Raw genomic sequence first — 21,852 nt, 5'->3', positions numbered from 1 at the left:
CCTGATCCCGGCCGCCTGATTCTCGCGGCCTTACCCTATCCTCATTCGCCCTTCTTGAAGGGCGTCCGCTGGACCAGCCATTGCCGGTCCTGCTGCACCCCGCGCCGTTCGGCCGCCAGAAAATCGGCGACGGCCCGACGGAATCCGGGGTCTGGAATATGGTGCGCCGACCATGTCGGTTCCGGCGCATAGCCGCGCGCCAGCTTGTGGCCGCCCTGCGCGCCTGCCTCGACACGGCTCAGGCCGCGCGCGATCGCGATGTCGATCGCCTGATAATAGCAAAGCTCGAAATGCAGGTTCGGCACCTCCGCATTGCAGCCCCAATAGCGCCCGTATAGCGCATCCGCGCCGATCATGTTGAGCGCCCCTGCGATCGCCCGCCCGTCGCGCAGCGCCAGAATCAGCAATATCTTGTCGGCCATTCTTTCGCCCAGCAGCGAAAAAAATGCCCGCGTCAGATAGGGCTGCCCCCATTTTCGTGCGCCGGTATCCTGATAAAATTCCCAGAATATGTCCCAATGCGCCTCGGTCAGGTCGCTGCCGGTCAGGTGGACGATGTCCAGCCCTTCGACCGCGCGGGCGCGTTCCTTGCGGATATTCTTGCGCTTCTCGCTCGACAGGTCGGCCAGGAAATCGGCAAAATCGCCATAGCCCCGGTTGGTCCAGTGAAACTGGCTATCTTCGCGGATCAGCCAGCCTGCCGCCTCGAACAACGCCACCTCGTCCGCCGCGATGAAAGTGGCATGGGCGGACGACAGGCGGTTGCGCTCCACCAGCGTCTCGATCCCCGCGATCAGCGCCGGGGCCATGGCCGCATCGCGCAGCAACAGCCGGGGACCGGGAACGGGTGAGAAGGGCGCGGCGATCTGGATCTTGGGATAATAGCGCCCGCCTGCCCGTTCCCATGCATCGGCCCAGCCATGGTCGAACACATATTCGCCCTGGCTATGGCTCTTGGCATAGAGCGGCGCGGCGGCGGCGATCCGCCCGTCCGCGCCGTCGATCACCAATGGCAGGGGTTGCCAGCCGGTCCCTTCGCCCACGCTGCCCGATTGTTCCAGCGCGCTCAGGAAATCCCAGCTGACAAACGGATTGCCACCACCGGCACACGCATCCCACTGATCGCGCGGCACGTCAGCGACACCGGCCAGCAGGCGTGCCGACACATCAGTCATGTTCAGCCTCGAATATGATCTGGTCGGCATGAAGCGCCGCGCGCGCCCGTTCTGCCGCGCTACGCACGGTCCAGCTCAGCACGGGCATGTCCTGCGCACGGGCGCGGACGGATAGCGGCGATGGCAGGTCATCAATATCACAAGCCAGGAAATCGGGTTTCGCCCACCAAAGCGCAAGGGCCGATTCGCCATCCGCCCGCACTTTCGCCTTGCCCCGCCGCGTCAGGATCAATCCGCGCGGAATATGCGGCATATGGTCGGAAAACCACTTACATATCAATGGGTTAAATGACATGATAGCAGTCGATCCCGGCGTGTGTCCGGTCAGGTCGTGCATCACCGCGCGACACACCGGCGCGACGCGCCACCCTTCCGCCTTGATCTCCACCAGCAACGGCCAGTCCGCCGGGCAGCGCGCCAGAACCGCGGCCAGCCGGGGAATTTCGTCCCCGTCCGCCAGCCGATGGCGCGCGACGTTTTTTGCGTCACAACTGTCCATGTCGCTGTCGCCAAACGCCCGGTCATGATGCACGAACGCCACGCCATCCCGGCTTGCCCGCACATCACATTCGATGCCGAATCCGGCGGCGATGGCGGCGTCGAACGCCGCCATACCGTTCTCGCTCACACCCGCCCCATGCAACCCGCGATGGGCAAAGGGGCGGGCGGTCAGCCAGTCCAGATCAGGTCGCGGGCCGGACAAGAATTATCGCATCGATTTCCACCACCGCACCCAGCGGCAATACCGGCACGCCCACCGCGCTGCGCGCATGTTTGCCCGCTTCGCCGAACACATCGGCCATCAACTCGGACGCGCCATTGGCGACCTTGGGCTGGTCGGTGAAGGACGGCGCGCTGCTGATGAACGCGCCCAGCTTCACGACCCGCTCCACCCGGTCGAGCGACCCCAGCGCCGCCTTCATCTGCGCGATCAGGTTCAGGCCGCATATCCGCGCCGCCGCTACGCCATAGTCCAGATCGCGATCCTCGCCCAGCCGTCCGGTCATCAACCCGTCCGCGCCCAGCGAAATCTGCCCGGAAATATGCAGCATCCCGCCCGCTTCCACGCTTGACACATAGGCCGCGACCGGGGCGACAGGCTGGGGCAGGGTGATGCCGAGTTCGGCAAGGCGGGCATCGATGCTCATGAAAACACTCCATCATCTTGGGAAACAGGGTTGGGCGCCGGTCCGTCCGCCAATCGCGCGGCGATCCAGCGTTCGGCCGCGTCCCATGCGTCTATCCGCGCATGGGCATGGGGTGCGTCAGGCACTTCGCCCGCAATCTCCGGCTCGCCCACCATATGCAGCCGCCACACGCCCGGCGCATGACGCGCCACCGATTCATGATGTTCGGCCAGATCGTCGATGAACAGCGCGACGCCGGGCTGGCGTTCTTCGACGATCTTCGCCAGCGGCCGTCCCTTGGGACCGCTGTTCCAATGGACCGGCAGGTCCAGCCCATGGCTCGCCAGTTGTTCCACACGGCCCTGATGATGCCGCTCGCCGATGTTGGTCAGCACGACGATGTCGGCCACTGCGCTCAGCCGCCCCAGTGCCGCGACCGCGCCGGTGATCGGCGCCTGCCGGTGCATTTCCGTATCGAAAAAGCCGATCAGCAGCGCCCACACCTGCTCGCGCTCGACCACCAGCCCGCTATCCTTGTGGCGCAACGCTTCGGCAAAACCTCGTTCGCGCATGTCGAAATGCACATCATGATGTTCCTCGAGCCAGGCTCGGAACGGCACGACCATGTGCAACAGCACCTCGTCGCAATCGGTGATGATCAGGGGACGGGTCATGCGCTCAATCTCTCCTTTGCGGCGATCAACCCGGCGGGCGTGCTGCCGATTGCGTCGGCACACGCAATCAGGTCTGGCTCATGATCGGCCAGAAAGCCCAACATCGCCCCCAATATCGCAGGCTGCTCTATCCCGTCGCGCAAACTGTCGGCATCCATGCCGGTCAGCGCCAGCAAACGCTCGGCCCTTGGCCCGTCGGCCAATATCCACCCCAGCGCCATCAGCGCCAAAGTCATGGCGTCCGTCCCGCTATCTGTCTTGCCATTATGGGTGTCGGGTCGCATGATCGGTTCTCGGCAGGGGAAGCGGCGGCCAGTCCGGCGCGCTTTCATCGGGCGTATTTTTCAGAACGGGTGACTGGTGGCAAAGCGCGTGCTCGTTGTCGAGGACAACGAACTCAATCTCAAACTTTTTTGCGACCTGCTGCGCGCCCACGGGCATGAGGTGCTGCCGCTGCGTGACGGGCGCGACGTGCTGGCGCAGGCGCGCGACTTCCTGCCCGACCTTGTCATTACCGACATCCACCTGCCCCATGTCAGTGGCCTGGACCTCATCATTTCCCTGAAAGCCGACGATCGCCTGTCCGCCGTCCCGATCATGGCCGTCACCGCCTATGCGGGGAAGGGGGATGAGGACCGGATTCGCGAAGCCGGCGCGCAGGCCTATGTGTCGAAACCCATTTCGGTGCTGCGTTTCGTGGAGCAGGTAAACGCGCTGCTCTGACCGACCGTTTGAAATTCCGCAGAATGGAGAATTTGGAAGGTCGCACTGGCCCTCTCCCCCACCCGGCCGCCTATCCAAGATATTCTGTGGGTGGCCTGGTGGGGGAGAGGGCCGGTGCGGCACGCATGTGCGTCAGCACATCTCAAAAAGCATGACCGTCATGGCCGTGTCACATCTCTTTCATGCGTCCGACCCGGTTGTGCCGTCTGCCCGTCATTCCCCTGTGCCACCCCGCCGCTGCGAAGGGCGCGGCATTTGGCCGACAGCCTGAAAAAGCACAGGGGTATTATCCATGTCTCATCTCACCGATGACGCGCGCGCGCCCTATCGCGATGCGCAGTCCATGATTTCCGGCGAAGGCAACAGCCTTGAAGCGCTGGTCGCCGCCAATCCGGGCCGCCGCTCGGTGCTCAAGAACGGCCTGATGGGTCTGTCGATCCTGCCGATGCTCGGCACGCTGGCTGCTTGTGGTGATGACGACAGCGACGCGGCAACCCCGTCGCCCACGCCAACCCCGACACCCACGCCAGCGCCCAGCTATGCGATCAACTTCGCATCGGTCGCGGCCAACATGAACGACACCGTCACCGTGCCAACCGGCTACACTGTCGACGTGCTGCTCAAGGCTGGCGATTCGGTCGAAACCGGCACCCCCTATTCGGGCAGCTTCCCCAGCGCGGCCGATGCCGAAAAATGGGCAGGCGGCAATCATGACGGCATGGAATATTTCGAACTGTCCGGCACGGATGCCAACACCGGCGGCCTTCTGGCCCTCAATTTCGAGTATCCCGATTTCAACATCCTGATGTCCGGCACCTATAATGCTGCGACCGCGACGGCCGAACAGAAGGCGGTCGCCCTGTCGGCTGTTGGCATCGGTGTGGTCGAAATCGCCAAGGGCAGCGACGGCAAATGGGCCGTGAAAGCCGGTTCGCGCTTCAACAAGCGTTACACCGGCAACAGCAGCTATCGCGCGGGCGGTCCCGCTGCGGGCTTGCTGTCCGGCACGATCAAGGGGATGCTCAACAATTGCGCGTCGGGCCGCACCCCCTGGGGCACCTACCTCACCTGCGAGGAAACGACCGACAATTATCTCGACCCGACCCAGCCTGCCACCAACTATGGCTGGGTGGTCGAAATCGATCCCTATCTGGAACTCGCCGCCCCGACCAAGCGCACCGCCATGGGCCGCTTCAGCCATGAAAACACGGCCTATATGGCCAATAGCGACCGCCGCGTCGCTTTTTACATGGGGGACGATTCGACGCCGGGCTGCATCTATAAATTCATCCCCGACAGCGCCTACAGCATGTCCAACCGCGCGGCGAACACCAACCTGCTTGACTATGGCACGCTCTATGTCGCCCGCTTCAACGCGGACGGCACCGGCGAATGGCGCGCTCTGGTGCAGGGTCAGAACGGCCTGACCGCCACCGCGTCCGATCCTGGCACCAGCAGCAGCCAGAGCGTGACGCCTGCCGCGCCCACCGCCGCTGTTTTCGCCACTCAGGCCGATGTGCTGATCAAATGCGCGTCGGCGGCACGGGTTGCGGGCGGCACCATCATGGATCGCCCCGAATGGATCACGGTCGCGCCTGACAACAGCGCCATCTTCGTGACGCTGACCAACAATAGCGGCCGCCGCGTGGTGGATACCCCCAATCCGCGCGTCACCAACCTGCACGGCCACATCATCAAGTTCAAGGAAGAGGGCAACTCGCCGCTCGCCACCAAGTTCAGCTGGGAAATCTTCCTGCTGGCGGGCGATCCCTCGCTGGCATCGGGCGGCAGCAACCTTGTCGGCAACATCAACGGCGACACCTTCTCCAGCCCCGACGGCATCCGCATCGATCCCAAGGGTCGCCTGTGGGTTCAGACCGACCATAGCGTGCCGGGCAATTCGGGCGTGGCCGGGCGGACCATCGACCAGGTGTTCGGCCATAATGCGATGTTCTACATCGACCAGACCACCAAACAGTCCAAACGCTTCCTGGTCGGCCCGGTCGGGTGCGAAATCACCGGCCTTGCCTACACGCCGGACCTGACGACCTTCTTCGTCAATATCCAGCATCCCACGGGCAATTGGCCAGTGTCGGGGCAACAGCCCCGCTCGTCCACCATCGTGGTCCGTCGCACCGACAGCCAGCCGGTCGGCGCCTGATCGAGCTGTGATAAATGCCCCTCCCCTTCAGGGGAGGGGTTGGGGTGGGAGTGTGATGTTCACGCTCTCACTCTAATTTCCACGCAACCCAACAGCAAAAGGCCCGTTCCCTGGCAGGGGACGGGCCTTTTGCTGTTGTCGCGAAAACCGATCAGGCGCGCGGGGCGTCTGCCCCGCTGCGGCTTACTTGATCTTGGCTTCCTTGAACTCGACATGTTTGCGCACGACGGGGTCGTACTTGTTGAAGCTGAACTTCTCGGTCTTGGTGCGCGGGTTCTTCTTGGTGACGTAGAAGAAGCCGGTGTCAGCGGTGCTGACGAGGCGAATCTTGACAGTTGCTGGCTTGGCCATGGCCTTGTGTCCCCGGACGTGAATGACTAAAAAAGTAAGAGCGGCCCGCAAAAAGTCAGGACCGCCCCGTTTCAGCGGTCGCCCTTGGGGCAGATTCGCCCTTATGTCAAGAGTTGGGGTCAAAGCAGGGCCGTGAAAAGCAGCGTGCCGATGGTCCAGTTTACGCGCCCTTAACCCTGCGCGCGCATGATCGCGGCTCTAGCTTATGACAGGGAAGGGCTTCCCATGCGACATGATCCGATGCTGGCGATATTGGCCGACCTGATGCGCCGGGTCGATGGGCTGGCGAATCAGCGCGGCCATCTGTCGGTCATGCGCCTGACCGACGAAGTCGACCAGATTCGCCACACCGCCCGCGCTTTTGGCCTCGATACGGTAGAGGGGCTTGCCGGCACGCTCGAATCGGCGCTCTGCCTCCATGGCCTTGGCCCGGTGGTGCTGTCCTATCTCGACCTGCTGCGCGATGCGATTGCGGCGGACATGCCCATGGCCGACATCATGCCGATGGTCGCGCGCACGCCGCCCGCGTCCGTTACAGCCCTGCGCGCCTGACACCACGCCGCCGATGGACGCCCTGCTGCTTGCCCTCATCGGCGCTCTGCTGGGCGAAATCGGCGACAAGAGCCAGTTGCTCGTCCTCGCGCTCGCCACCCGATACAACCGCAATGGCGCGGTAATCGCGGGCATTGCCGTCGCGGCCATCGCCAACGCGGCCATCTCCGCCGCTGCGGGCGCATGGATCGGCCCGATGATGGGCGCGGACGCCCGCCTGCTGTTCCTTGCCCTCTCGGTCCTGTTCCTGGGCGCTGGCCTGCTCTGGCCGGTCAAGGCACCCGACATGCTCACCGGCTGGCCCACCGGCGCTTTCCTCACGACGGCGCTTGGCCTGTTCATCCTGGGCTTTGGCGACGGCCCGCAATTTCTGATCCTGGGCATCGCCACTCGTACCGGCGATCCGCTGCTGGCGGGCATCGGCGGCGCGATCGGCGTGATGGCCGCGCTGGTGCCGGTCGTGCTGCTGCGCGACCGGCTGCTGGCCGTGCTGCCGCTGCGCGCCATCCGCATCGTCGGCGGGGCGCTGCTGCTGCTGACCGGCGGCATCATGGCCCTCTCGGCGCTTGCCCTGCTCTGATCGCTTTCATCCATCAGGCTGATCGGCTTTTTGCGTGGCACCTTCTTGACGGTCGATCATTATATGTCCGAAACCAATTCCGCCCAACAGGAGGACATATATGACCGCCCCCGACCTAAAGACCCCGACCGACCTTAAAAGCAACGCCACCAAGTCCGTCGCGCAGGCGCTCAACGGCGCGCTGGCGGACAGCTATGCGCTGTACCTGAAGACCAAGAATTTCCACTGGCACGTCTCCGGCCCGCATTTCCGCGACTATCATCTGATGTTCGATGAACAGGCCACCGAAATCCTCGCCACGACCGACCTGATCGCAGAACGGGTGCGCAAGACCGGCAATGTCACGCTGCGCTCGATCGGCGATATTTCCCGTCATCAAAGCCTGACCGACAATGACGCCGATTTCGTCAGCCCCACTGACATGCTCAAGGAATTGCGTGACGACAATCTGGCGCTGGTCGAAACCTTCCGCGCGGTAAAGGCCGCGGCGACCGAAGCGGGTGACAATGCAACCGAAGGCATTGTCGATGACTGGACCGATCAGGCCGAACAGCGCGCCTGGTTCCTGTTCGAAGCAGGTCGGGGCGCTTAAAGCCAGCCAGCAAAAAAGCCCTCCGGCGCAAACCGGGGGGCTTTTTTTGCTCTAGGCTTCGTCGTTCAGGCCAATCGCCACGATCTCGACCGCCTCGTCCTTCCCGGCGAAATCGACACGCTCGCCGACCTCCGCCCCCATCATCGCGCGGGCCAGCGGCGATGAAAAACTGATCCGTCCCTCCGCCGGGTCCGCCTCATCATCACCGACCAGCGCGACCATCTTTTCCCGCCCGTTCAGCCGGTACGTTACCGCGCACCCGAACGCGACCGTCTCGCCGTCGGGCGCAGGCCGCAATTCGGCGGTGGAAAGCCGCGTCCGCCAGTAACGCACGACCCGCTTGTGCTTCTTGCCCGCATCCTCGTCCATCGCGCCGACATCGACTGCCTCCAGCGCGTCCAGCCGTTCCCGCGTCAACCGCAACCCCCGCGCCGTCACCCAATTGGGACCGGGCGGAATCGGCAACTCGAACTTCGGCTCCATATGCTCATCATCGCCCTCGCGACGAAAGGCGACGCTCATGGCCTAATCCTCATCGAACAGCCCGGCCAACTGCTCCACCATAGTCCCGCCCAGCTGCTCGGCGTCCATGATCGTCACCGCGCGCTTGTAATAGCGCGTCACGTCATGGCCGATGCCGATGGCGACCAGTTGCACCGGCGACCTGTTCTCGATCCAATCGATCACCTGCCGCAAATGCCGTTCCAGATAGGTGCCGCTATTGACTGACAGGGTGCTGTCATCCACCGGCGCGCCGTCCGAAATCACCATCAGGATGCGCCGCTCCTCGGTCCGCGCGATCAAACGGCTATGCGCCCACAACAAAGCCTCGCCGTCGATATTTTCCTTGAGCAAGCCTTCGCGCATCATCAGGCCCAGATTCTTGCGCGCCCGCCGCCACGGATCGTCCGCTTTCTTGTAAACGATATGGCGCAAGTCGTTGAGCCGCCCCGGCATTGGCGGACGCCCCGCGCCCAGCCATTGCTCACGCGCCTGTCCGCCCTTCCACGCCCGCGTAGTAAAGCCCAAAATCTCGGTCTTGACCCCACACCGCTCCAGCGTGCGCGCCATGATGTCGGCGCTGATCGCCGCGATGCTGATCGGCCGCCCGCGCATGGAACCTGAATTGTCGATCAGCAGCGTCACCACCGTATCGCGAAATTCGGTATCGCGCTCGATCTTGTAAGTCAGCGACCGGGTCGGGTCGATGATGATCCGCGCCAGCCGCGCCGCGTCCAGCATCCCTTCTTCCTGATCGAAATCCCACGACCGCGACTGTTGCGCCATCAACCGGCGCTGCAATCGGTTGGCCAGCTTCGTCACGGCCCCCTGCAAACTGACCAGTTGCTGGTCGAGGAAGCCGCGCAACCGCACCAGCTCATCCTCGTCGCACAATTCCTCCGGCGTGACGATCTCGTCATGCTTGGTGGTATAGGCCTTGTAATCGAACCCCGGCGGCAGGTCGGACATGGGGCGATTGGGGCGGACCGGCATCATGCCTTCCTCCCCCATATCGTCCGCGCCCGCATCATTGTCGGCGTCGAACTCGTCGCTATATTCGGTTTCGCCGTCCTCGGTGTCGCCACCCTGGTCCTCGGCGCGGGTTTCGGCGTTCACATCGCTGTCGCCAGCCTCGTCCTGCCCCGAATCGCCGTCCTCGGACTGATCCTCCTGATCCTCACCCTCATCCTGCGCTTCGGGTTCTTCGGTATCGGGCGGCACATCGGCGTCGATGAGTTGCAGATGCTCCAGCATCGTGGTGGTCAGCTTCTGGAACGCGCGCTGGTCGTCGATCGCCATGGCCAGCGCGTCCAGATCATGCCCGGCCTTGTCCTCGATCCATTGATCGACCATCGCCACGCCCGCCGCGACATCCTTGGGGATTGCCTGGCCGGTCAGCCGCTCGCGCACTTTGAGCGCCAATGCGGTGGACAAAGGCACTTCGTCGGCGGACCGCGCCCGGCGGATCGCGTCGGATTTCAGCCGTAGCTCCAGCGCATGGTTTAGGTTCGCGCGCACCCCCTCCATCTGCCGCGATCCGATCGCCTCGACCCGCGCCTGCTCGACCGCGTCGAACACCGCGCGCGCTACCGCCTCGCCCGGCGCCGAAGCACCGTGAATCTTCGCGCTATGATGCCGCAATTTCAGCGCATGAGCATCGGCAAAACCGCGCGCCAGCGCCACCTGATCGGCGGGAAGGGTCCGCCCCGGTGTCGGCACCTTGATCGCCTTGCCCGCCAGATGCGGCGCGTCGGCGGTAAAGCCCACCTCCACTTCGGCGTCGCGCGTCATCGCGCGCGCCGTGCCGGACAGCACATCCTTGAAAGCGTCCAGGGGGGAACGTTGCGTCATTCAGCCTTCCCGGTTGCCCGTGCGCGGCACCGCGATCGTCTCGATCTGCGTTTCTACTTCCGCCATCAGCTTGTGGACCGGGCATTTCGCCGCCACGCCGATCAGCCTGTCATGCTGTTCGTCGCTCATCGGCCCGGTCAGCGCGATCCGCGTCGTCAGCTTATAGATGCCGTTGCGCTCCCCGCTGGCGTCGCGCACCACACCGACATGAATGTCCTCGACCGGAATGTCGTTGCGCTGCGCATACCACAGCATCGTCATTGCCTTGCACGCGCCCAGCGCCGCATCATACAGGTCATGCGGGTCCGGCCCGGCATCATCGCCGTCGGGCGCGGCCATATCCGCGACAATCTCATGCCCCCGGATGCTGATCCTGTGCGCGGTGCCGTCCGCTGCGATCCGCTCGACGACGATCATGTTCAGACCGCCCGGCTCGCCACGCTTTCGGGCAAATCCTTGCCGAACACGCGCTGATAATATTCGGCTACCAGCGCCCGCTCCGCCTCGTCGCATTTGTTGAGGAAGCTCAACCGGAACGCAAAGCCGACATTTTTGAAGATCAGCGCATTCTGCGCCCAGCTGATGACCGTGCGCGGCGACATGACGGTCGAAATATCGCCGTTGACGAAGCCCTGCCGCGTCAATTCGGCGACCTTGATCATATTTTCGACTTCCTTGCGGCCGCCGGCATGATCATATTCGCCCGACTTGGCCAGCACCACCTGCGCCTCGGTCGCGGCGGGCAGATAGTTCAGCGCCACCACCAGATTCCAGCGGTCCATCTGCCCCTGGTTGATCTGCTGCGTGCCATGATACAGGCCGGTCGTATCGCCCAGACCCACTGTATTGGCAGTCGCGAACAGGCGGAAATTGGGGTTCGGGCGGATCACTCTATTCTGATCCAGCAACGTCATCTTGCCGTCGGTTTCCAGCACGCGCTGAATGACAAACATCACATCGGGGCGACCGGCATCATATTCGTCGAACACCAAAGCGACCGGGCGCTGCAATGCCCATGGCAGCAGGCCTTCCTTGAACTGGGTCACCTGCTGCCCGTCCTGCAACACGATCGCGTCGCGCCCGACCAGGTCGATGCGGCTGATATGCGCGTCCAGGTTGATGCGGATGCACGGCCATTTCAGGCGCGCGGCAACCTGTTCGATATGGCTCGACTTGCCGGTGCCGTGATAGCCCTGCACCATCACGCGCCGGTTGAACGCGAACCCTGCCAGAATCGCCAGCGTGGTGTCGGGATCGAACACATAAGCGGGGTCAAGGTCAGGCACACGCTCGTCAGCGTCGCTGAATGCCGGGATCTTCATATCGACGTCGATGCCGAAAACCTCGCGCGCATCCACTTCGCGGTCGGGCGCGTCCAGCAGCGTTTCGGCGCGGGTGTCGGGCTGGACGTTGGAAATATCAGTCATCGGGTCATCATCTTCCTGCGAGTCACTCCAGCCCCTAACCGATAATTTCGGGCCATGTCGATAGAGTGGGGCCAACGCACGAACGGATCAAGCGGCCCATTCGGCCAGATTGGCTTCCTGCCCGATCAACGCCAGCCCATGCGCGATCGACGTCAATTCGCCGCCGGTCGCAATCCGGTCCGCGCCGAACCGGGCGTCGAATATACCCCGGATCGCGGGAATCAGCGACGATCCGCCGGTCAGGAACACCCGGTCGATGGCGTCACTCGTCACGCCCGCCTTGGCCAGTGCCTTGTCCACGGTGATTTCGATCTGCGCAATGTCGGGCGCGATCCACTCCTCGAAATCGGCACGGCTCACTTGCGTCTCAATCTCCAGCCCGCCGCCGCTGAAGCGGAACGCGGCACTTTCCTGCGCCGACAGCGCCCGCTTGAGCGACCCCACCGCATCATAGAGCGGATAGCCCAGCTCCTTTTCGATCACCGTCATCATCCGGCCGATCGCTGCGGGTTCATTGGCCGATTTCTGCAACCGCGTAAGTTCCTCCATCGTCCGCCGGTTGCGCATCAGGGCCAGCCGCGACCAGTCGGCAAAGTCCGCAAAATAGCTGCGCGGTATTTCCAGCGTCTTGCCGAACGACTGGTAACTGCCACCCTTGCCCAGCATCGGCAGCACCAGCCGATCCATGATCCGATAGTCGAAACGGTCGCCCGCAATGCCGATGCCCGCCGAACCCAGCGGCGTCGCGCGCCGCGCCGCACCGGGCGCTTCGACCCGCACGATCGAAAAGTCGCTGGTGCCGCCGCCAAAATCGGCGACCAGGATCGTTGCTGCCTGCGTCAACCGGCTGGCATAGCTGAACGCTGCGCCCAGCGGTTCATAGACATAATGGATGTCGGTGCCGAAATCGGCGAACATCGCGTCGTATCGCTTGCGCGCCAGCACCTCGTCCGGGCGGGAACCTGCATAGGTGACGGGCCGCCCGACGATGATCCGTTCGGGCCTTTGCTGCAATGCGCCGCCGGCATGACCGACCATCCGTTCAAGGAACATCGCGCCCAATTCCTCGAACCAGTAACGCTTCTCGAACACATTGGCGCTTTCGAAGATCGGGCTGGCCGCAACCGATTTGAACGACTGGAGGAAGCGGCTATCTTCTGGATATTCCATATATTCCGCGATCGCCCACGGCCCCGCTTCATGCGCCAGCCCGCCCTTGACGCTTTCCTCATGCCAGAAACACAGGGCCGACCGAAACACCGCCCCGGTGGCCTGCGCGCCCGAAAACTCGACCAGATCGGACTGCTGGCCCGTGGCAATGGCAACGACGCTGTTGGTCGTACCGAAATCTAGGCCCAGCGCGCGCGGCACGTCCTGCATCATATCACTCCGGTCGGGAAAGGGGGCGGGGGAAAGGGCCGCGCGCTATGACAGCCGCGCCGCATCGCGGCAAGGGGGCAGCAGGGGCGGTCGTATCTGTCCTACACCCCGCTTTGCCGTCATGCTCCGCACCGGCCCTTTCTATCGTCAGACGTGCTGAGAACTTGCCATGGGCGATATGGACGAAGTTAGTAAACATCCAGCGTCAAGCGAACGCCGCCGCTTTGCGCAAATGGGCATAGGCGGCGATCACGCCTTGCAACGCGCCTTCATGGCTGCGGTCGCCGCCATTATGGTCGGGGTGATAGCGCCGCAGCAACTCCGTGTAGCGGGTGCGCAGCCCCTTGCGGTCCGCGTCGATCCCAAGACCCATTACGTCCAGTGCCTTGCGGTCCTCCGCCGACAGGAACACACCATCCTGCCGCACCTGCCGCACCTGCCGCACCTGCCGCACCTGCGCATCGGCCCGCGCCTTGGCCATCCGCGCCTTGAACTTCGCGCCGATCGCATCGAGCGGATCGACGAAGTCGGCCCATTTGGGCGACGGGCTGTGCGCGTTCGATGAAAAGGCCCGCGTCTCCCGCTCCCACCCGGCATAGGGGCGCTGCGCCGCTGCAATTTCGTCCGGGGTCATGCCGGTGAAGAAATTATAGCCCTGATTAAACTGCCGCACATGCTCCAGACACAGCCAGCGCCAGCGCGGTCCCTCGCTGGTCGGGCCGCTGCCTTCCACTGGCGGCGCGCGGAACTCGCCCGGTTCGGGGCATCCCGCCACCCAGCAGGGGCGGTCGCCTTCCACCCGGCCATGAAAGCGGTTGAAACGGCGGTTAGAGAAAGGGTCGGTCGACAAAGTTGTCCTGATGCAAGTCGCGGCAAAGCGTCTATATAGGGGCCATGACCCAGATTGTGAAAGACCCGCCAATGGGACCAATAGCCACTGAAATAGAGGCGCTGCTGCGCGACGCCCTGACTCCGCAACAGCTCGCCGTGATCGACGACAGCGAAAAGCATCGCGGCCATGCCGGGCATGACGGATCGGGCGAAAGCCATTTCACCGTCGACATCGTGTCGGACCGCTTCACTGGCCAGAGCCGCGTCGCGCGCCAGCGGCTGGTCAACACGGCTCTGGCCGACCTGTTGCAGGGCAAGGTCCACGCCCTGGCCATCAAGGCACGCGCACCCGGCGAATGACGATACGTCCCCGTCGCCCGGCCGCTCGGCTACTGGTGCTGGACGCCGCGCACCGCCTGCTATTGTTCCGCTTCACCCCCGACGACCGGCCTCCTTTCTGGGTGACGCCGGGCGGTGCGCTCGATCCGGGCGAAAGTTTCGAACAGGCGGCGGTCCGTGAATTGCGCGAAGAAACCGGCTTCACCTGCGCCATCGGCCCGCTGGTCGCGACGCGCCACGTCCGCTTCGTGACGATCGAGGGCGTCGATGTCGATGCGGAGGAACGCTATTATCCGGTCTATCCCCCCGCAGCGGCCCTGTGCTTCGATGGCCATACCGCGCTCGAACGTCAGGTCATGACCAGCCACCGCTGGTGGACACCGCAAGAGCTGGCCGATTGTCCCGAACCCTATTTCCCCACCGATCTCCTCGCGCTCTGGGCCGCCTTGCCCGCCGCGCCCGCTGGAAAGGATGCAGCATGACCCTAGACGATCTCGTCATCCAGACGATTGCGCCCACTACGCACGACTTGGGCGATTTCAAGGTCCATCGTTCGCTCCCCAGCCGGGGTCGCACCATGGTCGGCCCGTTCATCTTCTTCGATCAGGCCGGTCCGGCAAAGATCGGCGCGGGGCAGGGTATCGACGTGCGCCCCCATCCCCATATCAACTTGGCCACCGTCACCTACATGTATGAAGGCGCGTTCTTCCACCGCGATTCGCTGGGAACGGAACAGATTGTCGAGGCGGGCGCGGTCAACCTGATGACAGCAGGCAAGGGCATCGTTCATTCCGAACGTTCGCCGGATGAGGATCGTGCGAAAGTCTCGAAGCTCTCGGCGATCCAGACCTGGCTGGCGCTGCCCGATGCAGTCGAGGAAATGGACCCCGCCTTCGAACATGTCGGCGAAGGTGGCCTGCCGGTGATCGAGGATGGGCAGGCCCGCGCCCGCGTCATCATGGGGTCGCTCTGGGGTGAAACCTCGCCGGTCACGACCTATGCCCAGACCATCTATGCCGACATTCAGCTGTCGCCAGGCGGCCGCATCCCGATCGACCCGTCGGCCGACGAACGCGCGATTTATGTGTCGGGCGGCGACGCAGCGCTCGACGGCATGATGCTCACGCCCCAGACGCTCTACGTCCTGCGCCCCGGCACCAAAGCCACGCTGATGAGCGTGGATGGTGGCCGCGTCGTGCTGTGCGGCGGCGAAGCGTTCAAGACGCCGCGCCATGTCTGGTGGAATTTCGTCTCCTCCCGCCCCGACCGCCTGATGCAGGCGCGGGAAGATTGGGACGCGATGCGCTTTCCGCTGATACCCGGCGACGATCAGGAATATATCCCAATCCCGCAGGGCCGCCCCAAGACGATCAGCTATCCCTGATTTGGCACGCAGGGCAGGCATCATGCCTGCCTGCTGGCTTACTGCTATTGCACGAAGGCCAGCGACAGATTTTCGGCATTTTTGGGAATGTCGATCCGGCTTTCGTTGATCGATGCTTCCTCGCCCGGTTTCAGCCGCGCCTTGTCCGCCTTGGTGGTCCAGCTGAATACCAGCCGGTTCTGCCGGTCGCGCAATTGCACCAGCACCGGCGGCACCGGCAACGCCTGCGTCCCGCTGTTGACGATCCGCGCCCCGAACGCGAAATATTCCTCGCCCGTCGGCAACTTGCGCCGCTCGGCGGGCTTGGACAGATAGAATAGCAGGTCTGGTTCGCCTTCCTCGGCGACCAGCCCCAGATTGATCGCCCAGCCGGGCGCACCGAAATAATGCAGCGCACCGCCCGCCGCCGCGACCAGCAACGCGAAGATGACCGCTGCCCATGTCCATAGCTTGAGCGGATTGCGGCGCGGCTTGAACGGCGGAGCGGGGTCGAAACGGCTCTCGGCATCGGTATCGACCGGCGCGCCTGCATAAATGTCGTCGAACCGATGGGCCGCCGGGGCCGCGATCGGCGGTGCGTCGGCGGGGGGCGGCGAAAATAGCAGCGCGTCGTCCGGCGCGTCCTGTGCGACCACGGGATCGGGCGCTGCTGGCTCCGGCTCCGGCTCCGGCGCAGGCGGGGCAACGACCGGCTCCGGCTCCGGTGGTGGAGGGGCAGGTTCGACAGGCGGGGGCGCAGTGACGGGCGGCACTGCATCGCGCACGGGCAGAGTCGCTGGTTCCTGGAACCAGCTATGCTTGCACGATGCACAGCGCACCTGACGGCCATTCGCGCCGACTGCGCTGTCCGGCACAACATAGCGCGTCGCGCAATTGGGGCAGACCAGGATCATGATGCTTCATAGGCATGGCAGGGACTCGCGCGCAAGCGGTCAACGCGCATTGCCGCCAATCCATTGCGACTCGCAGGCTTTACGGCGGCCTGCCCGCTGTGCCATGGCTGTGGTTTCGGGGAAGCAGGGAGCGCTATCGGGCGCCATCAATCTGACATGTCGGCCATCGTCCAGTTTGAAAATGTCGGCCTGCGCTATGGCCTCGACAGTGAAACGCTGACCGATGTCAGCTTTTCGCTGAACGGGGGCGGCTTCTATTTTCTGACGGGCGCATCGGGCGCGGGCAAGACTTCCTTGCTCAAATTGCTTTATCTGGCCCAGCGGCCCAGTCGCGGCGTCATCCGTCTGTTCGGCGAAGATGTCGTGACTTTGCCCCGCAAACGCCTGCCCGGCTTTCGCCGCCGCATCGGCGTGGTGTTTCAGGATTTCCGGCTGGTCCCGCATCTGTCGGCTTATGACAATATCGCTCTGCCGCTGCGCGTATCGGGGATGCAGGAGAGCGAGATTGACGCCCCGGTCAGTGAAATGCTCAACTGGGTAGGGTTGGGCGATCGGGGCCAGGCGCGTCCCGCCACCCTGTCGGGCGGAGAGCAGCAGCGCGTTGCCATTGCCCGAGCGGTGATTGGTCGGCCCGAAATATTGGTGGCCGACGAACCGACCGGCAATGTCGATGCGGACATGGCCCGCCGCCTGATGACTCTGTTCGAAGCGCTCAATCGCCTTGGCACCACCATCGTCGTTGCTACCCATGATCTGCCGCTGATGGCACAGGTGACGGGCGCGCAGATGATGCGGCTGGACAAGGGGCGGCTGGCCGATCCCACCGGGTCGCTGCGCTATCCGCCGCGCGGCCAGGGGAACGAGTGATGGCGGCGTCCGCCGATCGCCGCGCTGCGGCCGCCGCGCGCCATCGCCTGCTGCCCGGCGGACGCGGCGCAGGACCGATGCCGTGGATCATCGCCATCATGATGTTCCTGACCATATTGGCCGCCGCCGCTGGTCTTGGCATCGGCGCAGCGGTTCGTGCCATGAGCGCGGACCTGGCCGGACGGGCCAGCGTGCAGGTGGTGGAGGCCGACGCCCAATTGCGCGATCGCTTGGCTGCGCGTGTCCTGTCGGTGTTGCGCGGCGCGGACGGCGTGCGCGCCGCCACCGCTGTCGATCCTGTTGCGCTGGCCGACCAGTTGCGTCCCTGGCTGGGCGAGGATGCGGTCAGCGGCGACCTGCCCGTTCCCGCGCTGATCGACGTCAGCCTGTCGCCGGGAAATGCCGAAGCGAAGGTCGCGCATCTGCGCCGCCTGCTGACGGGCCTGTCGCCCAAGCTGCGGATCGAACCCCATGCCGCTTTCCTCCTGCCGCTCGCCGGGCTGCTGTCCGCGCTGGGATGGCTGGCCGTCGGCGTGGTGTTGCTGATGACGCTTGCTACCGCTTCCGTGGTCGTGCTGGCGGCGCGCGGCGCGCATGACAGCCATCGCACGACCATCGACGTATTGCACCTGATGGGATCGACGGACGTGCAGATTGCCCGGCTGTTCCAGCGGCGGATCGGGCTGGATGCGATGGTCGGCGGGGCGCTGGGCTTTGCCTTTGCGGTGCTGGTGATCCTGCTGATCGGCCTGCGGCTGGCGGCGACGGGATCGGAACTGCTGGGTGCGGTCGACCTGAGTTGGACCGGCTGGCTGCTGCTCGCGCTGCTGCCGGTCGCGGGGGTTGGGCTGGCGACATTGGCGGCGCGCTGGACGGTGTTGCGTGCGTTGGGACGCGCATTGTGATCATCCGGCTGCTGGCCCTGTCGCTGCTGGGCTGGATGCTCGGCTTCGTCTGGTTCGCGATATTCCTGCCCCAGCCGCTCGATGGTCGCCGCACCGACGCCATTGTCGTGCTGACCGGCGGGGCGGGGCGGATCGACCGGGGTATCGCCTTGCTGGAGGATAAGGCGGCCAAGCGGATGCTGATTTCCGGCGTCGACCGGGCGGTGCGCCCGTCCGAACTGGCGGTGGAATATAAGACGCCCGAGAGCCTGTTCACTTGCTGCATCACGCTGGGTCGCGAAGCGATCGACACCCGGTCCAACGCGATAGAGACGGCACGCTGGCTCGAACGGCGTGACTATAAGACGGTGCGCCTGATCACCACCGACTGGCATATGCGCCGCGCCGCGCTGGAGCTGCGGCAAACCTTGCCGGGCGGGGTCGCGATCTTCTATGACGCGGTGCCAAGTCGTCCCAGCCTGACCATGCTGGCGCGGGAATATAATAAATATCTTTTGCGCCGGGCTGCGGCGCTGATCGGCATCTGAATGATCACTTTGCTGCGTTCCGTCGCTTTTTCGCTGGCCTTCTACACCGGCAGCCTGTTCTTCGTGCTGGCCGCTTTGCTGTGGGGGAAAGTCGTGCCGTCCGCCGTGCTGCCGATCGCCGCGGGGTGGAGTCGCTATCACCGCCGCTGCGCCCGCTGGCTGCTGGGGCAGAAGGTGCAAATCGTCGGCGACTTGCCGATCGGTCCCTATCTCTACATCGCCAAGCATGAATCCATGTTCGAGACGATCGATATCATCACCCTGTTCAACCGCCCGGTCATCGCAGCGAAGCGGGAATTGTTCGACCTGCCGCTGTGGGGTGCCGTTGCCCGCAACTATGGCCTGATCCCCATCGAACGCGCCGCCGGGGCCAGTGCGATGCGGACCTTGCGCAGTGCGGCGCAGGCGGCGCTGGCGCAGGGGCGGCCGCTGTGCATCTTTCCCGAAGGCACTCGTGTCCCCCATGGCGAAGCTCCGCCGTTGCGGGCGGGTTTTGCCGGGCTGTACAGCCTGCTGGGCCTGCCGGTCGTGCCGATCGCCATCGACAGTGGGCGAGTGTCGCCGCGCGGCAAATTCCTCAAACGATCGGGCATCATCACCTACAAGGTCGGTGAGATCGTGCCGGCGGGGCTGGACCGGCGAGAGGCCGAACGGCGGGTTCATGCGGCCATCAATGCCCTGAATCCTCCATCCGCCCTCATTCAGTGAGCGCGACCGAAGTCGGGTTTGGCGTCGTCCTGACCCTGTTCGATGATCGACCGGCGAATCGCGCGGGTGTGCGTGAACAGGTTGAACAGCGCGTCGCCGTCATTCCAGCGGATCGCGCGTTGCAGCGCGGATAGATCCTCCGAAAAACGCTGGAGCATTTCCAGCACGGCGTCCTTGTTCGCCAGGAACACGTCGCGCCACATGGTCGGGTCCGACGCGGCAATCCGGGTAAAGTCGCGAAAGCCCCCGGCGGAATATTTGATCACTTCGGACTGAGTGACATTTTCCAGATCGCTGGCAGTGCCGACGATGGTGTAGGCGATCAGATGGGGCAGGTGGCTGGTCACGGCCAGCACCAGGTCATGATGCGCCGGGTCCATCGTCTCCACGTCCGCGCCGACGCGCCGCCACAGTTCCGACACGCGCTCCACCGCTGCGGCATCGGCGTCGGCGGGCGGGGTAACGATGCACCAGCGGCCCTTGAACAGCGTGGCGAAGCCCGCTTCGGGTCCGCTATTTTCGGTCCCGGCCACCGGATGCGCCGGAATGATCATGCGCCCCGGCAGCGCAGCGGACAGTTGCGCCAGCACGTCGGCCTTGCACGATCCCACATCGCTGACGATCGCGTCGGCGGGCAGGTCATCGGCTATTTCCGCCGCTGCCACGCCCATTGCGCGGACCGGCACGCACAATATCACCAGATCGGCGTCAGTGACGGATGCCCCCGCCGTGTCAGTGATGTCGTCGCACAGGTCGATGCGCCGGGCGGTTTCCCGCACCGCCGGATCGGCGTCGTGGCCCGTCACCCGCACGGTCGGCATCTCCGCCCGGATGGCGCGGGCCAATGAGGAGCCGATCAGGCCAAGGCCGATGATGGTGATGCGGGCAAAGGGCAGCATCGCGTCAGGCCGCTTCGGCCATGGCGCGCAGCTTGGCGGCCACGGCGCGGGTCTGCGCCTTGGTGCCGATGGTGATGCGCAGGCCGTTGGGCAGCCCCTGTCCGGGCAGCCAGCGGGTGGCATAGCCTTCCTCCCACAATCCCTTCATCGCGGCTTCTGCGGTCAGTTTGCCGTCGAACAGGATCAGCAGGAAATTGGTCTTGCTCGGCACCACGCGCAGGCCGTGGTTGGACAGCGCGGCCACTTCGCCGGCCAGCCATTCGCGCCAGCGCGCATTATGGGTGCGGCTGGATTCGACCCACGCGGCGTCATTGATCGCCGCGACCGCTGCGGCCTGTCCGGCGGTCGTTACGTTGAACGGCGCGCGGATGCGGTGCAGGATGTCGATGACCTGCGGGCAGGCATAGCCCCAGCCGATCCGTTCGGCGGCGAGGCCGTAAATCTTGGAAAAGGTGCGCGTGACCAGCACGTTCGACGCATTTTTCGCCAGTTCCAGACCGGCATCATCTTCGCCCGCGTCCAGATATTCGGCATAGGCCTGATCCAGCACGAACAATATGTCGGGGCGCAGGCCCGCGTGCAGCCGGGCAATGTCCTCCCGGCTGGTCATCGTGCCGGTCGGGTTATTGGGGTTGGCGAGGAACACGACCTTCGTTTTTTCGGTCACTGCCGCCAGCAGGGCGTCGACATCCGTCGCATAATCCTTGTCCGGGGCAATCACGGGGGTCGCGCCGACGCGGCGGGCGGCAATGTCATAAACCGCAAAGCCATAGCGGACATAGAGGACTTCATCGCCTGGCCCGGCATAGGCGGATGCGGCGATGTGCAGCAGTTCGTCGGACCCGGTGCCGTAGATGATCTGTTCGGGGTCCAGCCCATGGACCGCGCCGATCGCTTCGCGCAATCTGGTTGCGCCCGGATCGGGATAGGTGGCGAGGTCTGCGGTCGCCGCGACCAGCGCCGCGCGCGCCGCCGCGCCGGTGCCGAGCGGATTTTCATTGGCCGACAGCTTGATGAGCGGGCGACCATCGTCGGTGGCGGATTTACCCGGAACATAGGGCGAAATGCCCAGGATCCAGTCCTTGGGAGCAGGGTGTGTCATGGCACCGGGCTTTACCGCTTTCCGCGCCAAAGGCAAAGGCACCGGGCGGGATGCGAAGTTCACACCGTCGTGGGGCATTTTGCGGGCAATTGCATCATCAACGCCACAGGAACGCTACAGTAAAGTAACAGGTGGACGCCATCGGCGCGACAGGCGCGCGTCGATAACCGGGCGGGGCAGTGGAGGATCATCCGAGAGGATAGATCAGAGGAAATCCGGGTAGGGAAGGGCTTTGCGGGCGGCGAAGTGCTGGCGGCGAGGGGGTGTTGCCCTCTCGATGGGGTGACACCCCTCCGTCAGCAC

27 protein-coding genes are annotated in these 21,852 nt (G+C 64.5%); 12 read left to right on the top strand and 15 right to left on the bottom strand.

What is annotated here, in order from left to right; genetic code table 11:
- Positions 1–41: 41 nt before the first annotated feature.
- The 5 genes from SPBM01_RS11965 to SPBM01_RS11945 are packed head-to-tail and all read right to left on the bottom strand — an operon-like array spanning position 42 to position 3,260.
- Positions 42–1,175 carry a GNAT family N-acetyltransferase gene (locus tag SPBM01_RS11965; RefSeq protein WP_188062040.1) on the bottom strand — a complete coding sequence of 378 codons (1,134 nt, stop codon included), beginning with the start codon at positions 1,173–1,175 and terminating at the stop codon, positions 42–44.
- Positions 1,168–1,878, bottom strand: coding sequence for a glycerophosphodiester phosphodiesterase family protein (locus SPBM01_RS11960; protein WP_262504137.1), 711 nt, complete (start codon positions 1,876–1,878; stop codon positions 1,168–1,170). Before SPBM01_RS11960 ends, SPBM01_RS11965 begins: the two co-directional genes overlap by 8 nt.
- The gene (locus SPBM01_RS11955; RefSeq protein WP_188062039.1) at positions 1,859–2,323 is read right to left on the bottom strand and encodes a RidA family protein; all 465 of its coding nucleotides are present in this window, start codon (positions 2,321–2,323) and stop codon (positions 1,859–1,861) included. The genes SPBM01_RS11960 and SPBM01_RS11955 overlap by 20 nt, the downstream gene beginning before the upstream one ends.
- Entirely contained in the window at positions 2,320–2,976 is a 657-nt protein-coding gene (locus SPBM01_RS11950) for an HAD family hydrolase (protein ID WP_188062038.1), read from the bottom strand. Before SPBM01_RS11950 ends, SPBM01_RS11955 begins: the two co-directional genes overlap by 4 nt.
- Positions 2,973–3,260 carry a DUF3572 domain-containing protein gene (locus SPBM01_RS11945; protein WP_188062037.1) on the bottom strand — a complete coding sequence of 96 codons (288 nt, stop codon included), beginning with the start codon at positions 3,258–3,260 and terminating at the stop codon, positions 2,973–2,975. The genes SPBM01_RS11950 and SPBM01_RS11945 overlap by 4 nt, the downstream gene beginning before the upstream one ends.
- A 76-nt stretch (positions 3,261–3,336) precedes the next feature.
- On the opposite strand from SPBM01_RS11945, the gene SPBM01_RS11940 reads away from it, so the two are divergent.
- The gene (locus tag SPBM01_RS11940) at positions 3,337–3,699 is read left to right on the top strand and encodes a response regulator (protein ID WP_188062036.1); all 363 of its coding nucleotides are present in this window, start codon (positions 3,337–3,339) and stop codon (positions 3,697–3,699) included.
- Between the two features lie 292 nt (positions 3,700–3,991).
- Positions 3,992–5,860, top strand: coding sequence for a PhoX family protein (locus tag SPBM01_RS11935; protein WP_188062035.1), 1,869 nt, complete (start codon positions 3,992–3,994; stop codon positions 5,858–5,860).
- A gap of 183 nt (positions 5,861–6,043) precedes the next feature.
- Here the strand turns inward: SPBM01_RS11935 and rpmG are convergent, their stop codons facing one another.
- Entirely contained in the window at positions 6,044–6,211 is a 168-nt protein-coding gene (rpmG, locus tag SPBM01_RS11930; protein ID WP_043154839.1) for a 50S ribosomal protein L33, read from the bottom strand.
- A gap of 225 nt (positions 6,212–6,436) precedes the next feature.
- Here rpmG and SPBM01_RS11925 point away from each other — a divergent pair, with 225 nt between their 5' ends.
- The 3 genes from SPBM01_RS11925 to SPBM01_RS11915 all read left to right on the top strand — a co-directional run bounded on the left by SPBM01_RS11925 (position 6,437) and on the right by SPBM01_RS11915 (position 7,935).
- Positions 6,437–6,763 (top strand): hypothetical protein, encoded by a 327-nt coding sequence (locus tag SPBM01_RS11925; RefSeq protein ID WP_188062034.1) that lies wholly within the window; start codon positions 6,437–6,439, stop codon positions 6,761–6,763.
- Positions 6,764–6,776: 13 nt separating this feature from the next.
- Positions 6,777–7,343: a TMEM165/GDT1 family protein gene (locus tag SPBM01_RS11920; RefSeq protein WP_188062033.1), complete on the top strand. Its 567-nt coding sequence runs from the start codon at positions 6,777–6,779 to the stop codon at positions 7,341–7,343.
- A gap of 100 nt (positions 7,344–7,443) precedes the next feature.
- Positions 7,444–7,935, top strand: coding sequence for a Dps family protein (locus SPBM01_RS11915; protein ID WP_188062032.1), 492 nt, complete (start codon positions 7,444–7,446; stop codon positions 7,933–7,935).
- Between the two features lie 51 nt (positions 7,936–7,986).
- Here SPBM01_RS11915 and SPBM01_RS11910 read toward each other — a convergent pair whose 3' ends face one another.
- The 6 genes from SPBM01_RS11910 to SPBM01_RS11885 all read right to left on the bottom strand — a co-directional run bounded on the left by SPBM01_RS11910 (position 7,987) and on the right by SPBM01_RS11885 (position 13,944).
- On the bottom strand, positions 7,987–8,457 hold the full coding sequence (locus tag SPBM01_RS11910; protein WP_188062031.1) for a GreA/GreB family elongation factor: 471 nt from the start codon (positions 8,455–8,457) through the stop codon (positions 7,987–7,989).
- Between the two features lie 3 nt (positions 8,458–8,460).
- Positions 8,461–10,287, bottom strand: a complete 1,827-nt coding sequence (cobT, locus tag SPBM01_RS11905) for a cobaltochelatase subunit CobT (protein ID WP_188062030.1) — start codon at positions 10,285–10,287, stop codon at positions 8,461–8,463.
- A complete protein-coding gene (locus SPBM01_RS11900; RefSeq protein ID WP_188062029.1) occupies positions 10,288–10,704 on the bottom strand; it encodes an OsmC family protein in 417 nt (138 codons plus the stop codon). It abuts the gene before it with no gap.
- Positions 10,705–10,706: 2 nt separating this feature from the next.
- Entirely contained in the window at positions 10,707–11,714 is a 1,008-nt protein-coding gene (gene cobS, locus SPBM01_RS11895; RefSeq protein ID WP_188062028.1) for a cobaltochelatase subunit CobS, read from the bottom strand.
- 87 nt (positions 11,715–11,801) lie between these two features.
- Positions 11,802–13,094 carry an Hsp70 family protein gene (locus SPBM01_RS11890; protein ID WP_188065688.1) on the bottom strand — a complete coding sequence of 431 codons (1,293 nt, stop codon included), beginning with the start codon at positions 13,092–13,094 and terminating at the stop codon, positions 11,802–11,804.
- Between the two features lie 205 nt (positions 13,095–13,299).
- Entirely contained in the window at positions 13,300–13,944 is a 645-nt protein-coding gene (locus SPBM01_RS11885) for a J domain-containing protein (RefSeq protein WP_188062027.1), read from the bottom strand.
- Between the two features lie 44 nt (positions 13,945–13,988).
- Between SPBM01_RS11885 and SPBM01_RS11880 the strand changes: the two genes are divergently transcribed.
- The 3 genes from SPBM01_RS11880 to SPBM01_RS11870 are packed head-to-tail and all read left to right on the top strand — an operon-like array spanning position 13,989 to position 15,648.
- A complete protein-coding gene (locus SPBM01_RS11880) occupies positions 13,989–14,285 on the top strand; it encodes a BolA family protein (RefSeq protein ID WP_188062026.1) in 297 nt (98 codons plus the stop codon).
- Positions 14,282–14,746: an NUDIX hydrolase gene (locus SPBM01_RS11875; RefSeq protein WP_188062025.1), complete on the top strand. Its 465-nt coding sequence runs from the start codon at positions 14,282–14,284 to the stop codon at positions 14,744–14,746. The genes SPBM01_RS11880 and SPBM01_RS11875 overlap by 4 nt, the downstream gene beginning before the upstream one ends.
- Positions 14,743–15,648, top strand: a complete 906-nt coding sequence (locus SPBM01_RS11870; protein ID WP_188062024.1) for a pirin family protein — start codon at positions 14,743–14,745, stop codon at positions 15,646–15,648. The genes SPBM01_RS11875 and SPBM01_RS11870 overlap by 4 nt, the downstream gene beginning before the upstream one ends.
- Before the next feature lie 44 nt (positions 15,649–15,692).
- Here the strand turns inward: SPBM01_RS11870 and SPBM01_RS11865 are convergent, their stop codons facing one another.
- The gene (locus SPBM01_RS11865) at positions 15,693–16,541 is read right to left on the bottom strand and encodes an MJ0042-type zinc finger domain-containing protein (protein WP_188062023.1); all 849 of its coding nucleotides are present in this window, start codon (positions 16,539–16,541) and stop codon (positions 15,693–15,695) included.
- A 156-nt stretch (positions 16,542–16,697) separates the two neighbouring features.
- Here SPBM01_RS11865 and ftsE point away from each other — a divergent pair, with 156 nt between their 5' ends.
- Genes ftsE through SPBM01_RS11845 form a run of 4 tightly spaced genes read left to right on the top strand, consistent with a single transcriptional unit; the run spans position 16,698 to position 19,548 of the window.
- Complete coding sequence (gene ftsE / locus SPBM01_RS11860) at positions 16,698–17,408, top strand: cell division ATP-binding protein FtsE (protein WP_188062022.1); 711 nt, start codon at positions 16,698–16,700, stop codon at positions 17,406–17,408.
- Positions 17,408–18,313, top strand: a complete 906-nt coding sequence (locus SPBM01_RS11855) for a cell division protein FtsX (protein WP_188062021.1) — start codon at positions 17,408–17,410, stop codon at positions 18,311–18,313. Before ftsE ends, SPBM01_RS11855 begins: the two co-directional genes overlap by 1 nt.
- Entirely contained in the window at positions 18,310–18,840 is a 531-nt protein-coding gene (locus tag SPBM01_RS11850; RefSeq protein ID WP_188062020.1) for a YdcF family protein, read from the top strand. Before SPBM01_RS11855 ends, SPBM01_RS11850 begins: the two co-directional genes overlap by 4 nt.
- Complete coding sequence (locus tag SPBM01_RS11845; protein ID WP_188062019.1) at positions 18,841–19,548, top strand: lysophospholipid acyltransferase family protein; 708 nt, start codon at positions 18,841–18,843, stop codon at positions 19,546–19,548.
- Here SPBM01_RS11845 and SPBM01_RS11840 read toward each other — a convergent pair.
- Together SPBM01_RS11840 and hisC are read right to left on the bottom strand one after the other, a co-directional pair.
- Positions 19,542–20,447, bottom strand: a complete 906-nt coding sequence (locus SPBM01_RS11840; protein ID WP_188062018.1) for a prephenate/arogenate dehydrogenase family protein — start codon at positions 20,445–20,447, stop codon at positions 19,542–19,544. The genes SPBM01_RS11845 and SPBM01_RS11840 overlap by 7 nt on opposite strands.
- A 4-nt stretch (positions 20,448–20,451) precedes the next feature.
- Positions 20,452–21,549 (bottom strand): histidinol-phosphate transaminase, encoded by a 1,098-nt coding sequence (gene hisC, locus SPBM01_RS11835; protein ID WP_188062017.1) that lies wholly within the window; start codon positions 21,547–21,549, stop codon positions 20,452–20,454.
- Positions 21,550–21,852 lie beyond the last annotated feature (303 nt).

Origin of the sequence: Sphingobium sp. KCTC 72723, assembly GCF_014280435.1 — a bacterium.
GTDB lineage: Bacteria > Pseudomonadota > Alphaproteobacteria > Sphingomonadales > Sphingomonadaceae > Sphingobium.
Note: the sequence above shows the minus strand (reverse complement) of the source record. Positions and strands in the feature narration are given on the sequence as shown.

Excerpts from the sequence above, each read along its gene's own strand:
- SPBM01_RS11925 (WP_188062034.1), top strand. The coding sequence starts at position 6,437 with ATGCGACATGATCCGATGCTGGCGATATTGGCCGACCTGATGCGCCGG.
- cobT (WP_188062030.1), bottom strand. The coding sequence starts at position 10,287 with ATGACGCAACGTTCCCCCCTGGACGCTTTCAAGGATGTGCTGTCCGGC.
- SPBM01_RS11890 (WP_188065688.1), bottom strand. The coding sequence starts at position 13,094 with ATGCAGGACGTGCCGCGCGCGCTGGGCCTAGATTTCGGTACGACCAAC.
- rpmG (WP_043154839.1), bottom strand. The coding sequence starts at position 6,211 with ATGGCCAAGCCAGCAACTGTCAAGATTCGCCTCGTCAGCACCGCTGAC.
- SPBM01_RS11915 (WP_188062032.1), top strand. The coding sequence starts at position 7,444 with ATGACCGCCCCCGACCTAAAGACCCCGACCGACCTTAAAAGCAACGCC.
- SPBM01_RS11865 (WP_188062023.1), bottom strand. The coding sequence starts at position 16,541 with ATGATCCTGGTCTGCCCCAATTGCGCGACGCGCTATGTTGTGCCGGAC.
- SPBM01_RS11840 (WP_188062018.1), bottom strand. The coding sequence starts at position 20,447 with ATGCTGCCCTTTGCCCGCATCACCATCATCGGCCTTGGCCTGATCGGC.
- SPBM01_RS11950 (WP_188062038.1), bottom strand. The coding sequence starts at position 2,976 with ATGACCCGTCCCCTGATCATCACCGATTGCGACGAGGTGCTGTTGCAC.
- hisC (WP_188062017.1), bottom strand. The coding sequence starts at position 21,549 with ATGACACACCCTGCTCCCAAGGACTGGATCCTGGGCATTTCGCCCTAT.
- SPBM01_RS11910 (WP_188062031.1), bottom strand. The coding sequence starts at position 8,457 with ATGAGCGTCGCCTTTCGTCGCGAGGGCGATGATGAGCATATGGAGCCG.
- cobS (WP_188062028.1), bottom strand. The coding sequence starts at position 11,714 with ATGACTGATATTTCCAACGTCCAGCCCGACACCCGCGCCGAAACGCTG.
- SPBM01_RS11900 (WP_188062029.1), bottom strand. The coding sequence starts at position 10,704 with ATGATCGTCGTCGAGCGGATCGCAGCGGACGGCACCGCGCACAGGATC.
- SPBM01_RS11945 (WP_188062037.1), bottom strand. The coding sequence starts at position 3,260 with ATGCGACCCGACACCCATAATGGCAAGACAGATAGCGGGACGGACGCC.
- SPBM01_RS11880 (WP_188062026.1), top strand. The coding sequence starts at position 13,989 with ATGACCCAGATTGTGAAAGACCCGCCAATGGGACCAATAGCCACTGAA.
- SPBM01_RS11855 (WP_188062021.1), top strand. The coding sequence starts at position 17,408 with ATGGCGGCGTCCGCCGATCGCCGCGCTGCGGCCGCCGCGCGCCATCGC.
- ftsE (WP_188062022.1), top strand. The coding sequence starts at position 16,698 with ATGTCGGCCATCGTCCAGTTTGAAAATGTCGGCCTGCGCTATGGCCTC.
- SPBM01_RS11875 (WP_188062025.1), top strand. The coding sequence starts at position 14,282 with ATGACGATACGTCCCCGTCGCCCGGCCGCTCGGCTACTGGTGCTGGAC.
- SPBM01_RS11935 (WP_188062035.1), top strand. The coding sequence starts at position 3,992 with ATGTCTCATCTCACCGATGACGCGCGCGCGCCCTATCGCGATGCGCAG.
- SPBM01_RS11920 (WP_188062033.1), top strand. The coding sequence starts at position 6,777 with ATGGACGCCCTGCTGCTTGCCCTCATCGGCGCTCTGCTGGGCGAAATC.
- SPBM01_RS11870 (WP_188062024.1), top strand. The coding sequence starts at position 14,743 with ATGACCCTAGACGATCTCGTCATCCAGACGATTGCGCCCACTACGCAC.
- SPBM01_RS11965 (WP_188062040.1), bottom strand. The coding sequence starts at position 1,175 with ATGACTGATGTGTCGGCACGCCTGCTGGCCGGTGTCGCTGACGTGCCG.
- SPBM01_RS11845 (WP_188062019.1), top strand. The coding sequence starts at position 18,841 with ATGATCACTTTGCTGCGTTCCGTCGCTTTTTCGCTGGCCTTCTACACC.
- SPBM01_RS11955 (WP_188062039.1), bottom strand. The coding sequence starts at position 2,323 with ATGAGCATCGATGCCCGCCTTGCCGAACTCGGCATCACCCTGCCCCAG.